The following is a 12,540-nucleotide window of genomic DNA, read 5'->3' on the forward strand; positions in this document are numbered from 1 at the left end:
TCAACTACCTGGCCCTGGTGCAGGTGGCGCTCATCTTCTCCTACCTGCGCCACCTGCATCCATCAGACACGGCCTAGCGCCGGTGCGGATCCGCGTCGCGGCGCGCGGCCTCGCGCTCGTCGCGCTTGTCCTTGATGGCGTGCTTCACGTCCTCCACCACGCCTTTGATCTTCCCCTTGAGCGTGTCCGCCTTGCCCTCGGCTTCCAGCGAACGGTCGCCGGTCGCCGCGCCCACGGTCTCCTTCACCTTGCCCTTGGCCTTGTCAGTCCACTCACCCATGGCGTCCTCCTGACGTCGGTGTTTGAAGCGTTGGTGAAGGCAACGTGCGCATGTCTTCCGCGGCCGGCAGGCGACGCGGGCCCGCCCGCACGGCTGCCCTGCCCGGAGTCGGGCGAGGCCAGGACATCCATGGAGGTCAAGGCAACGGACGACACGCGACGCGCGCGGGTCCGACACGCTCCCCGCCCCCCCTACCCGTGGCGTCCCTGTTATTCAGGGAGCCCCTGGAGTCATTGTCACAAGACGAGGACGTTGCATTGACGCACCCGTGCTTCGCGCACAGGCTTGCGAGCACTTCCCGGATCCGCTGCCCGATGAATCCACCTCCGACCCCGTCGACGAACGCGCTGCTCTTCAAGCTGCTGATGCTGCGCACCCTGGTCGTCACGGTGGCGGTGGCTCCCGCCATCTACGTCGACATGCAGTTGTTGGACGTGGGGAGCGCGATGGGGTTCGTGCTGGGGGTGGTCACGCCCATCGTGATTGGCGGGCTGGCGTTGGTGGTGCCCATCGGGGCGGTGGGCGCGCTGCTGCGGCACGCGGTGCAGGAGGAGGCCGCCCCGCCGGAGCGGCTCCGGCGGCTGCTGCGGCTGCCGGGCGTGCTCACGTTCGTGGAGGCGCAGGCGGGCTGGTTCCTGGGCGGCATCTTCTTCAACGGCGCCATCGGTCTGGCGTTGGACCGGCCGCCGCGCGTCATCCTGGTGGGCGTGGCGGTGGCGATGAGCGCGGGGCTCTTCAGCGCGCCCATCATGTACATGCTCTACGAGCGGGCGCTGGCCGGGGTGACGCTGGAGGCCTTCCGCCGCGCGCCGCATGAGCGCCCCGCCGGAGAGGGCCTGTTCCTGCCCCGGCAGAGCTGGTTCCTGCCGGCCATCGTCGTGTCCGCGCTGCTCATCACCTGCATCACCAGCATCGCCACGTTGCAGCTGCGGCTGGAGAGGAACCTCTCGTCGCTGGCGGAGGACCTGGAGCTGTCGGGCGACCCCCGGGGCGCGGCGCGGGTGCGCGCGCGCATCCAGCCGCTGCAGGAGGATTTGACGACGCCGGTGGCGCTGCTGGGCGGGTTCGCGGCGCTGGGCGCCATCTTCACCGCGGCGTGGGCGGCGCGGCGGCTGGCGCAGGGAGCGAAGGCGGTGGGCGCGTCGCTGGACGCGCTGGTGGAGGGCCGCGCGTCGCCGCCGCAGTGGGTGTCCACGGACGAGCTGGGCGACCTGTCGGCGCGCACGTGGCTGCTCTACGAGCAGTTGCAGGAGCTGCCCCGGTCGCTGCGCTCGTCGGCGGGGCACCTGGCGAAGGCGGGCACGCGGCTGACGGAGGCGAGCGACCAGCAGAACCGCACGCTGTCGCGGCAGGCGGCGGCCATCCATCAAGCGCGCTCCACGGCGCATGAGATTCAGCAGACGTCGAAGCTGGCGGCCAGCCGCGCGGGGAGCATCCTCGCGGTGGCGGAGCGCGCGGCGGCGATGGGCCGGCTGGGCGCGGAGTCGCTGGCGGGCACGGAGCAGGGGCTCGCGGACATCCGCGACCTGACGCACGGCCTGAACCAGCAGGTGAGCGACCTGGGCACGCGCGCCCGCGAGGTGGGCCGGGTGTCGGAGGTGGTGAAGTCGCTGGCGGACCAGTCGCACATGCTGGCCATCAACGCGGCCATCGAGGCGAGCCGCGCGGGCGAGCAGGGCCGGGGCTTCGCGGTGGTGGCGCGGCAGATGCGCGAGCTGGCGGACCAGTCCATCAAGGCGACGGGCCAGGTGCGCGGGCTCTTGGAGGGCATGGAGGCCGCCACGGGCGAGGCCGTGACGACGGCGGACAAGAGCGCCCAGGGCGTGGAGGCGGCGCTGGTGCCGCTGCGCAAGAGCGGCGAGCGGCTGCGCGAGCTCATCTCGCTGGCGCAGGAGTCCGCGACGGTGGTGCGGCAGATCGCCGAAGCGGTGGCGCAGCAGCACGCGGGCGTGGATCAGCTCTTCGTCGCGGTGAGCGAGATGGACGAGCTGATGGCCGCGACGCTGCGCCAGCTGGACACCACGCAGGAAGCAGCGACGGCGGTGGCCCAGGCGACCGGGCAGGTGTCGGAGCTGGCGGAGCGGTACGTGGCCTGAGGTGCCGTCCGTGCGGGATGGCTTGCCACGCGTCCCTGCCCACCGTTAGCGTCCACCCCGGTCGAAAAACGGCGGACCGGTTCGGTGAGCCCCGGTCACTTCCATGGTGGAAGCACTTGTCCGTCTCCCTCGGGAGTCAGGACCCCCGGCCCTTCGAAGGCACGCGTGTGCCTTCGCGAGGCTCGCCATGAAACTGAATCACCTCGATCTGCAGGTCCCCGACGTCCAGGCCACCGCCCGCTTCTTCACGCGCTACTGCGGCTTCACGTCGCACGCGAAGAACCACGACTCGCCCGCCATCGCCATGCTCGCCGGCCAGGATGGCTTCGCGCTCATCCTCCAGCGCCGCAAGCGCGACACCGACACCTTCCCGGAGGACTTCCACGTCGGCTTCCTCCAGGACTCCGAAGCCCCCGTGCTCGACTTCCACGCGCGCGTGAAGGCCGACGGCCTGGAGGTGTCCGACGTCATCCGCAACAACCGGGGCACCCTCGTCTACTGCCGCGCCCCGGGCGGGCTCCTCGTGGAGGTGAGCTGCCGCCCCGGCGCCGCCTGAGCCCCGGCGGCGCTCCCGCGTCATGACCGACAGCCGCCTCAGGCCGCGCGCGGCCGGGGCGGCGCACTCGCCGCGTCATCCTCCAGCGGCGGCACGTAGGGCCAGCCCTTCAGCGGCCCCTTTCCCGCCTCGCGCGTGAGGTAGTCCGCCGCGATGTTCGCGCTCTCCATGATGGTGAGCAGCCCGCTGCCCGGGTGCGTGCCGCCGCCCACGAAGTACAGGCCCTCCACCTGCCCGTTCTTCACCCGGGGCCGCAGCGGCCCCAGCTGCAGCCACGTATGAGACAGGTTGAACACCGCGCCCCGGAACACGTTGAAGTCGTCCCGCCACGTCTCCGCCGTGAAGTAGCGCTCCGCCTTCACGTGTTCGCGCAGGTTCCGGATGCCCACCTTCTCCAGCATCCTCGGGATGCGCTCGCGCAGCGTGGCCTCTGTCCTCGCCCAGTCCACCGGCCTCGCGGTGTTGGGCGTGGGCACCAGCACGTACAGCGTGGAGTGCCCCGCGGGCGCCCCGGATGCGTCCGACACGCCCGGGTTGCACACGTAGAAGGGCGGGTCGTCCACGTCCACCGTCCGGTCCTCCAGCGCGTCCCGGTCCGTCCGCCGCGCGCTCTCCGACAGGTAGATGAGGTGGTGCGGCAGGTCCGCGTACGTCGTGTCCACGCCGTAGTACGCCATGAACGTGCTGCACGAATACTTCGCCCGCTCCAGCGCCGCGTCCGTCAGCCGGCTGCCCTCGCGCACCTCCGGGGCCAGCAGCGTCCGCGCCGCGTAGGCCAGGTCCGCGTTCACCACCACCGCGTCCGCGTCCAGCACCTCGCCGTTCGCGAGCTTCACGCCCACGGCGCGGCCCGCTTCCGTCCGCACCCGCTCCACCGCCGTGCCCATGCGGAAGGTGGCCCCCAGGTCCTGGGCGCACTTCATCATCCCGCGCGCCAGCTCCCGGAAGCCGCCCTGCACGTGCCACACGCCGAAGGCCAGCTCGATGAACGGAATCACGCTGAACACCGATGAGCACGTCGTCGGGTGCAGCCCCAGGTACTTGGATGGATACGCCAGCGCGTAGGTCATCCGGTCGTCGTGGAAGAACCCGTCCAGCTGCGCGTAGAGCGTCCGCCACGGCTTGAAGCGCAGCGTGGGCGCGAGCCGCCAGGGCGCGTAGTAGCTCAGGCTCCCCGCGTGGGTGCAGATGAACTTCTCATACGCGAGCGCGTACTTCTCCCGCCCGTCCGCCATCCAATCCCTCAGCGCCCGCGACTTGCCCGCGCCGAACTTCTCCAGCTCCTGCCCCATCCGCTCCAGGTCGCGCCGCGTGTCCAGGTGCGTGCCGTCCCAGAAGTGCACGCGCGTGTTGGGGTCCACCGGCGTGAGCGTGACGTAGTCCTCCAGCTGCTTGCCCGCGCGCTGGAAGATCTGCCTCAGCACGCCGGGCAGCTGGAGGATGGACGGGCCGGTGTCCACCGCGTACTCGCCGTCCTGCCCCAGCCGCAGCCCCTTCATGCGGCCACCGGGGATGGCGTCCTTCTCCACCACGGTGACCTGGAAGCCCTGCCCCGCCAGGTTGATGGCGGCCGACAGGCCCCCCGGCCCCGCGCCCACGACGATGACGTGCTGAACCATGTGCCTCACGATGCCCGGCCCCACGCCGGCTTGCGATTGCCCCATCGGGACGGCCATCCCGAAAAAGCGTTTCCGCCCGGGATTCCCGGCCGCGCGCCAGCGGTTGATTCCGGGCCGAAGCGCTCCCTCTCCCACGGAGCGTCTTCTAGAGGACGGGACACCATCCTGAATCCCCAGGGTGCATTCCGTCCTGTAGCCTGCGACGCGCATCCATGAATCCCCCCGCGGAGGCCCGCCCACTGGAAGTCTTGTTGTTCACCCTGGAGCGGCAGCGCTACGGCCTGCCCATGGAGGACGTGCGCGAGCTGGTGCGCGCCGCGCGCCTCACGCCCCTGCCCCAGGCACCGGACGTAGTGGAGGGCCTGCTCAACCTGCGCGGCGAGCTGCTGCCCGTGCTGGACCTGCGCCGCCGCTTCCGTCACGCCGCGCGGCCCCTGTCGCCCATGGACCACTTCATCGTCGCCAGCGCGGGCGGACGTCCGGTGGCGCTGCGCGTGGACCGCGCGGAGGGGCTGCACCCCATCACCCCTGGCGAATGGGATGCCTCCCCCGGGGCGCTGCCCGGCGTGGGTTATGTCGCGGGGGCCGCGAAGCTGGCGGACGGTCTGGTGTTGGTGCACGACCTGCGCTCCTTCCTCTCCGAGGCCGAAGCGATGCAGTTGGACACCGCGCTCGGAGCCCTTCCGGAGCCCGCTTGATAGGCGGCGTCCTTCCCCCGGGCTTCAAGGAAGTGCTCACCCTGGTGGAGGAGCGCGCGGGGCTCGCCGCGCCCAGCTGCCTGGCCGCGGCGCTGGAAGGCATCCAGCGCGCCATGGCCCGCGCCAACCAGGACGACGTGGAGGTCTACCTGCGGGAGCTGGCGCAGGACAGCTCCCTGCTGGACGACCTGCTCACCGAGCTGACCATCGGGGAGACGTACTTCTTCCGCACCCACGAGCACTTCGACCACCTGCGCCGCGTGGTGCTGCCGGAGCTCCGCGAGCGCAAGGGCCCGGACCACCTGCTGCGCGCGTGGAGCGCGGCCTGCGCCTCCGGCGAGGAGCCCTACTCCATCGCCGCGCTGCTGATGGCCGAGGGCTGGGAGGACCACATGCTGGTGCGCGCGACGGATGTGTCGCGCACGGCGCTCGCCCGCGCCCAGCAGGGCCGCTACACCGACTGGTCCCTGCGCGGCCCCTCCGCGGACCGCATGCGCGCCCACCTCAAGCAGGAGGGCCGCCACTACCTGCTGTCCCCCGCCGTGAAGCGCCACGTGCAGCTGGGCTACCTCAACCTCGCGTTGGAGACGTGGCCCTCCGCGGAGAGCGGCATCTGGCAGTTGGATGTCATCTTCTGCCGCAACGTCCTCATCTACTTCAACCGCGCCACCATCGAGGGCGTGGCGCGCAGGCTCCACGCGTCGCTGGATGAGGGTGGCTATCTCTTCACCGGCCCCTCCGACCCGCCGCTGGGCGACTATGCCCCGCTCGAGCCCGTCCTCACGGAGTGGGGCGTGCTGTACCGCAAGCCCCTGGCCGGACAGCACGCCGGGCACTTCGTTCCGCTCCAGCCCCTGGCGCCCCTGCGCGCGGACGGCACGCCGTTTCCGGCCACGCCTCCAAACGCGCCTCCCCGGCCCGACACCTCCCCCGCCGCGTCCACGCCGCACGCCCCGCGCGCGCCGACGACGCCTGGGATCCGCCCCGGCGCGGGAACGTCAGCGCTGACGGGCGCAGGGCCTTCTGGCGCGGTTCGGCCATCCTCGGGCGGCGGGTTTCGCGGCTCGGGAGACTCCGCGTCCTCCAGCAGCGGGCCTTCCGGCGCCTCGGGAGCCGGACCCGCGGCCACGGCGACTCCCGTGTCTCCAGGGCGCGGGCCGTCTGGCTCGGGCTCCTCCGCATCCTCAAGCGGCGGCCCCTCCAGCACGGGCGCTCCGGGCCCCGGGCCTTCGGCCACCGGGACTCCAGGAGGCGTGCCCTCTTCCGGCGGGGCTCCCGCGACGCGGCCGGCGGCGCGCTTCACCCTGGGCGTGGAGGCCCTGGAGGCGGTGCGGCAGGCCCTGGCCCGAGGCGACTGGCGCGAAGCCGCTCGGCGGGCGGGGGCCCAGGCCGCCGACCCCGACCACTCCGTGGCGGCGGTTCGTGCACTGGCCAACCTCGACTCCCGCGCCGCGGTGTTCGCGTGCGGTGAGGCCTCGCTTCGTCACCCGCTGGTCGCCGGTCTGCGCTATCTGGAGGCGCTGCTGCTGCTGGGACAGGGACGGCTGACCGACGCGGAGAAATCCGTCCGGCAGGCGCTCTACCTGGAGCCGGGGCTCGCCGTGGGCCACCTGCTCCTGGGCCACGTGCTGCGCCAGCAGGACCAGGCCGCCGCCGCGGCCCGGGCCTACCGCGAAGCCGAGGCGCTGTGCCGGAAGCTGCCGCCAGAGGCGCTGGTGCCGCTGGCGGAGGGAGAACGGGCAGGTGCCCTGGCGGACGTGGCCCGCGCGGAGTGGCGGCGCCTGGAGCGGTCCGGGACTGAAGGCGGAGAGGCGAGCTGATGGTCAAGCGCGAGGGAGTCATCGACTGGCAGCAGGTCCGGGCCCGGCTGGAAGCGCTGGAGCGCGCCACCGAGGCGCGCGACTCCCTCACGGACGCGGCGGCCCAAGCCCAGCTCGACGCGCGCGCCCTCATCCTCGCGCGTCCGCCGGAAGTCCCCGCGCTGCCCGGCAGCCAGCGCGAGGTGGTCCGCTTCCGCGCCGCGGGCCAGACGTACGCGCTGGAGTCGCGCTTCATCCTGGAGGTGATGCGCGCGCCGGAGCTCACCCCGCTGCCCGGCTCGCCGCCGCTGCTGCGCGGCCTGACCCTGCTGCGCGGCGAGGTGCTGCCCGTGGTGGAGCTGGCGCCGCTGTTCGGCCGGCCCGCCGCCAACGCGAGCGGCCCGGTGCTGGTGGTGGGCACCGCGCGGGCGGAGCTGGGGCTGCGCACGGACGAGGTGTCGGAGGTGGCGGTGCTCACGGGCACGGAGCTGTTGCCCGCGCCCCCCTCCCTGGAAGAGGAAGCGGGCGCGCTGGTGTCCGGCGTGAGCCCCGACGGCACGCTCGTCCTGGAGGGAGAAGCCCTCCTCGGTGACGAGCGTCTCGTGTTCGAGCTGTCCGAAGAAGGAGTCGCATGAGCATCGGGAATCGCATCGCGCTGGGCTTCGGCTTGTCCCTGCTGGTCCTGCTGGTAATCGCGGGCGTGGCCTTCCAGGGCGCGCAGCAACTCACCGCCACCACCGACGGCCTGCTGGAGTCCCACAACAACTACAAGCTGCTGCGCGAGGTGCGCGCGCTCGTCGTGGACGCGGAGACAGGCCAGCGCGGCTACGTGCTCACCGGCGACGACTCCTACCTGCGCCCGTACCAGAGCGCCCTGGGCGAGCTGCGCTCGGACCTGGACGCCTTGCGCCCCGCGATGGCGAAGTACCCGGACCAGCGCGCGCGCCTCCAGAAGCTGGAGCCCCTGGTCGCCAACAAGCTGGACGAGATGTCGGAGACCATCCGCCTGCGCCGCGAGCAGGGCTTCGACGCGGCCCTGGCCCTGGTGAAGACCAACCGCGGCCAGCGCGACATGGATGCCATCCGCGAAATCATCTACGAGATGCGCGACACCGAAGAGGAGCGCTGGCAGCAACACTCCGACGCCGCCACCCGGGCCGCGCAGCGCAGCATCTGGGTGCTGGCGCTGGGCACCCTGCTGGGCCTGGCCATCGTGGGCGTGGGCAGCTTCGTCATCACCCGGGGCATCACCGGTCCCTTGCGCAAGCTCACCTTCGGCGCCGAACAGCTGGGCAAGGGCGACCTCACCCACCGCATCGACGTGCGCGGCCGTGATGAGATGGCGGACCTGGCGAACACCTTCAACGCCATGGCCGACCGCCGCCAGCAAGCGGAAGTCCAATTGGCCCGGCAGGCCGAACAGCGCGAACACACCCTCAAGACGGTGGCGGAGTTCGTCAACCAGCTCGCGGGCGCGTCCTCCGAAATCCTCGCCAGCACCACCGAACAGGTGGCCGGCGCCCAGGAGCAGGGCACCGCCGTGACGGAGACGGTGAGCACCATCGAGGAGATCACCAAGACGTCGGAGGAGGCCGCGGGCCGCGCCCGCGCGGTGAGCGAGTCCGCCCGGCACTCGGAGGAGGTGGGCCGCTCCGGCCGCCGCGCCGTGGAGGAGGCCGTGTCCGCGATGGGCGCGGTGCGCGACCAGGTGGAGTCCATCGCGTCGCGCATCCTCGCCCTGGCCGAGCAGGCCCAGGCCATTGGCGACATCATCACCACCGTCAACGACATCTCCGAACAGACGCACATGCTGGCGCTCAACGCGTCCATCGAAGCGAGCCGCGCGGGCGAGCACGGCCGAGGCTTCGCCGTCGTCGCATCAGAGGTGAAGGCCCTGGCGGAGCAGTCCAAGAAGGCCACCGCGCAGGTGCGGCAGATCCTCGGTCAAATCCAGAAGGCCACCCACGGCGCGGTGATGACCACGGAGGAGGGCACCAAGAGCGTGTCGTCCGCCACCCGCGTCGTCACGGAGGCCGGCACCACCATCCAGCAGCTGGCGGACCTGCTCACGCAGGCCTCGCTCACGGCCGCGCAGATCGCCGCGTCCGCCAACCAGCAGGCCACCGGCATCGGGCAGATCCGCCAGGCGATGCACGACGTGAACCAGGCCACGCAGCAGGGCCTCACCTCGTCGCGGCAGACGGAGCGCGCGATGCAGGACATCAACGCCATGGGCCAGAAGCTCAAGGGGCTGCTCGGGGAGTTCGGGCGCTAACCCATGGATCGCGACAGGCTGGCGCAGGCACTGCTGGACTCGTTCCTGGAGGAGCTGGAGGGGCACGTCGTGTCCCTCAACCGGGACCTGCTCGCGCTGGAGCAGGCCCCGGCGCGCGCGCGGGAGCTCATCCCGGGCCTCTTGCGCACGCTGCACAGCGTGAAGGGCGCGTCGCGCGCGGCCAGCGCCAGCATGGTGGAGAACGCCTGCCACCGCATGGAGGAGGTGCTGGAGTCCCTCCTCCACGGGCGCGCCCCGACGCCGGACCTGTTCGAGCTGTGCTTCGCCACCGTGGACGCGCTGGACGACGCGGGCCGCCGCCTGGCGTCGCGCCAGGAGCTGCCCGGCTCGCCGCTGGAGGCGCTGCTGCCCCAGCTGGAGCAGGCCGCGCACGGCATGCCCGCACGGGCGCCGGAGCCCCCCCGGGCCGGCGCGAGGCCCCCCTCGCCCGAAGCCGCGGACGCGGAGCCGGAGCCGGAGCCCGCGGTCCCGGCGCAGGCCAGCGGGGAGGCGCTGCCGGTGCGCGTGTCCGGCCAGAAGCTGGACGCGCTCCTGAGCCGCAGCGGCGAGCTGCGCGTGGCCATGCTGCGCCTGGAAGGCCACGCCGAGTCGCTGGAGCAGCTGCGCGACGACGCCGCCAGCCTGCGCGGGACGGTGCGCGGCACCTCCTCTGAAACGACGCTGCGCCGGGTGGAGATGGAGCTGGCGCGGGTGGCGCGCGTGCTGGCGCAGGACCGCCGCGCGCTGTTCCAGTCCTCCACCGGCCTGGACGACGAGGTGCGCCGCGCCCGCATGCTCCCCTTCGAGGAGGGCTGCACGGGCCTGGAGCGCGCCGCGCGCGACGTGGCGCACGGCCTGGGCCGGCGCGCGCGCATGGAGGTGCACGGCGGCGGGCTGGAGCTGGACCGCTCGCTGCTCCAGTCCCTGCGCGAGCCGCTGCTGCACCTGGTGCGCAACGCGGTGGCGCACGGCCTGGAGGCGCCCGAGGAGCGCGTGCGCCACGGCAAGTCCGAGGAGGGCCGCGTGGTGCTGTCCGCGCGGCTGCGCGGCAGCCGGGTGGAGGTGGCGGTGGAGGACGACGGGCGCGGCCTGGACCTGGAGGCGCTGCGCGAGCGCGCGCGCGCCCGGGGCCTGGAGGCGCCCGAGGACGACGAGGAGGCCGCCCGGCTCGTCTTCATGCCCGGGCTGTCCACCGCGGCGAAGGTGACGGCGGTGTCCGGCCGGGGCGTGGGCCTGGACGTGGTGCGCGCCCAGGTGGAGGCCCTGCGCGGCAGCGTGGAGGTGGCCTTCAAGGCCGGCCAGGGCACCCGCTTCACGCTGGACGTGCCCCTCACCCTGAGCACCCTGCGCGTGCTGCTGGTGACCGCGGGCGGGCAGATCCTCGCGCTCGCGAGCGAGGGCGTGGACCGGCTGCTGCGCCTGTCCCCCTCCGACGTGCGCGAGGTGGAGGGCCGCATGTCCTGGGTGACGCCGGACGCGCTCGTGCCCCTGGCGTCGCTCGCGGGCGTGCTGGACCTGCCCGCGGGCGCGCCCAAGGCGCGGCCGTCCGCGGTGGTGCTGTCCGCGGGCACCGCGCGGGCGGCGCTGGTGGTGGACGAGGTCATCGCCGAGCAGGAGGTGCTGGTGCGCTCGCTGGGCGGCCGCGTGAAGCGCGCGCGGCACGTGGCGGCGGCGGCGGTGCTGCCGGATGGCCGCATGGCGCTGCTGCTCAACCCGGCCTCGCTGGTGCGGGCCGCGGGCGGGCGCCCGTCCGCCCACTTCTTCCCCACGCCCCGGGAGAAGGCGGTGCGCAAGCACGTGGTGCTGGCGGACGACTCGCCCACCACGCGCATGCTGGAGCAGAGCATCCTGGAGGGCGCCGGGTTCGACGTCACGGCGTGCGCGGATGGCGCGGAGGCGTGGGAGCGGCTCCAGGCGGGCGGCGCGGACGCGCTGGTGCTGGACGTGGAGATGCCGCGCATGGATGGCTTCCAGGTCACGGAGGCCGTGCGCGCGTCGCCCCGCTTCGGGCGGGTGCCGGTGGTGCTCGTCACGTCGCGCGAGAAGCCCGAGGACAAGGCGCGCGGACTGCAGGCCGGCGCCAGCGCCTACATCGTGAAGAGCGCGTTTGACCCGACGAGCCTGCTGGAGACGCTGAGGCGACTGCTATGAAGACCGAACCGTTGCGCATCCTGGTGGCCGAGGACTCGCCCACCGCCCGGCGGCTGCTGGTGGAGATCCTGCGCACCGACCCGGCGCTCACCGTGGTGGGTGAGGCCAAGGATGGCCTGGAGGCCGTGGAGCTGTGCCAGCGCCTCCAGCCCTCCCTGGTGACGATGGACATCCAGATGCCGCGCATGGACGGCCTGGACGCCACCCGCCGCATCATGACGGAGGTGCCCACGCCCGTGGTGGTGGTGTCCACGCTGGTGGAGCGCGACATCCAGACATCCATGGCCGCGCTGAGGGCCGGAGCGCTCGCGGTGCTCCAGAAGCCGGTGGGCCCGGAGTCGCCGGACTTCGAGGCGGACAGCCGCCGCCTGCGCGACACGCTCAAGGCCATGGCCCAGGTGAAGGTGGTGCGCCGCTGGCCGGACCGCGCCGCCCCGCCGCCGCCCCCGGCCGAGCCCACGTCCACCCCCCAGCCGCGCCCGCCGTCCGTGCTGGCCATGGCCGCGTCCACCGGCGGCCCCGCCGCCCTCCACCGCATCCTGTCCGACCTCAACGGCCGGGACACGCCCCCGCCGCCCATCCTGGTGGTGCAGCACATCGCGCTGGGCTTCGGGTCGGGGCTGGCGACGTGGCTGGGCACGGCCACGAAGCTGCGGGTGAAGGTGGCCGAGGACTGCGAGCCGCTCCTGCCCGGCACGGTGTACCTGGCCCCGGACGACAAGCACCTGGGCGTGACGACGGACCACCGCGTCCAGGTGTCCGGCGCCGCCCCCATCCAGGGGTTCCGCCCCTCCGCCAACTGGCTGTTCCGCGCCGTCGCCCGCGCGTATGGGCAGACGTCACTGGCCGTGGTGCTCACCGGCATGGGCCAGGACGGGCTGGACGGAATCCGGGACGTGCACCAGGCGGGCGGGCGCGTGATTGCCCAGGACGAGGCGACGTCCGTCGTCTACGGCATGCCCGCGGTGGTGGTGGGCGCCAACCTGGCGCACGAAGTCCTCCCCCTGGGGCAGATCGCCCGCAGGTTGCAGGCGCTCTACCAGCCGGCGGGCCGCACGCCCTGAAG

At 73.0% G+C, this 12,540-nt stretch carries 10 protein-coding genes; 8 read left to right on the forward strand and 2 right to left on the reverse strand.

Annotated features, from left to right (window positions below):
* Positions 1–73 precede the first annotated feature (73 nt).
* Positions 74–280, reverse strand: coding sequence for a CsbD family protein (locus FOF48_RS34810; RefSeq protein WP_143909086.1), 207 nt, complete (start codon positions 278–280; stop codon positions 74–76).
* 314 nt (positions 281–594) lie between these two features.
* Here FOF48_RS34810 and FOF48_RS34815 point away from each other — a divergent pair, with 314 nt between their 5' ends.
* Positions 595–2,376 carry a methyl-accepting chemotaxis protein gene (locus FOF48_RS34815; protein WP_143909088.1) on the forward strand — a complete coding sequence of 594 codons (1,782 nt, stop codon included), beginning with the start codon at positions 595–597 and terminating at the stop codon, positions 2,374–2,376.
* A 187-nt stretch (positions 2,377–2,563) separates the two neighbouring features.
* A complete protein-coding gene (locus FOF48_RS34820; protein ID WP_143909090.1) occupies positions 2,564–2,932 on the forward strand; it encodes a VOC family protein in 369 nt (122 codons plus the stop codon).
* A gap of 38 nt (positions 2,933–2,970) precedes the next feature.
* Here the strand turns inward: FOF48_RS34820 and FOF48_RS34825 are convergent, their stop codons facing one another.
* Positions 2,971–4,551, reverse strand: a complete 1,581-nt coding sequence (locus FOF48_RS34825) for an NAD(P)/FAD-dependent oxidoreductase (protein WP_143909195.1) — start codon at positions 4,549–4,551, stop codon at positions 2,971–2,973.
* 212 nt (positions 4,552–4,763) lie between these two features.
* Between FOF48_RS34825 and FOF48_RS34830 the strand changes: the two genes are divergently transcribed.
* The 6 genes from FOF48_RS34830 to cheB are packed head-to-tail and all read left to right on the forward strand — an operon-like array spanning position 4,764 to position 12,538.
* Positions 4,764–5,249 (forward strand): chemotaxis protein CheW, encoded by a 486-nt coding sequence (locus tag FOF48_RS34830; RefSeq protein ID WP_143909092.1) that lies wholly within the window; start codon positions 4,764–4,766, stop codon positions 5,247–5,249.
* On the forward strand, positions 5,246–7,069 hold the full coding sequence (locus FOF48_RS34835; RefSeq protein WP_143909094.1) for a protein-glutamate O-methyltransferase CheR: 1,824 nt from the start codon (positions 5,246–5,248) through the stop codon (positions 7,067–7,069). The genes FOF48_RS34830 and FOF48_RS34835 overlap by 4 nt, the downstream gene beginning before the upstream one ends.
* On the forward strand, positions 7,069–7,683 hold the full coding sequence (locus FOF48_RS34840; RefSeq protein ID WP_143909096.1) for a chemotaxis protein CheW: 615 nt from the start codon (positions 7,069–7,071) through the stop codon (positions 7,681–7,683). The genes FOF48_RS34835 and FOF48_RS34840 overlap by 1 nt, the downstream gene beginning before the upstream one ends.
* Entirely contained in the window at positions 7,680–9,323 is a 1,644-nt protein-coding gene (locus tag FOF48_RS34845; RefSeq protein WP_143909098.1) for a methyl-accepting chemotaxis protein, read from the forward strand. The genes FOF48_RS34840 and FOF48_RS34845 overlap by 4 nt, the downstream gene beginning before the upstream one ends.
* A gap of 3 nt (positions 9,324–9,326) precedes the next feature.
* Positions 9,327–11,474, forward strand: a complete 2,148-nt coding sequence (locus tag FOF48_RS34850; protein ID WP_143909100.1) for a response regulator — start codon at positions 9,327–9,329, stop codon at positions 11,472–11,474.
* Positions 11,471–12,538 (forward strand): chemotaxis-specific protein-glutamate methyltransferase CheB, encoded by a 1,068-nt coding sequence (cheB, locus tag FOF48_RS34855; RefSeq protein WP_143909102.1) that lies wholly within the window; start codon positions 11,471–11,473, stop codon positions 12,536–12,538. Before FOF48_RS34850 ends, cheB begins: the two co-directional genes overlap by 4 nt.
* The last annotated feature ends 2 nt before the right edge of the window (positions 12,539–12,540 follow it).

It is taken from the genome of Corallococcus sp. Z5C101001 (assembly GCF_007352635.1).
GTDB lineage: Bacteria > Myxococcota > Myxococcia > Myxococcales > Myxococcaceae > Corallococcus > Corallococcus silvisoli.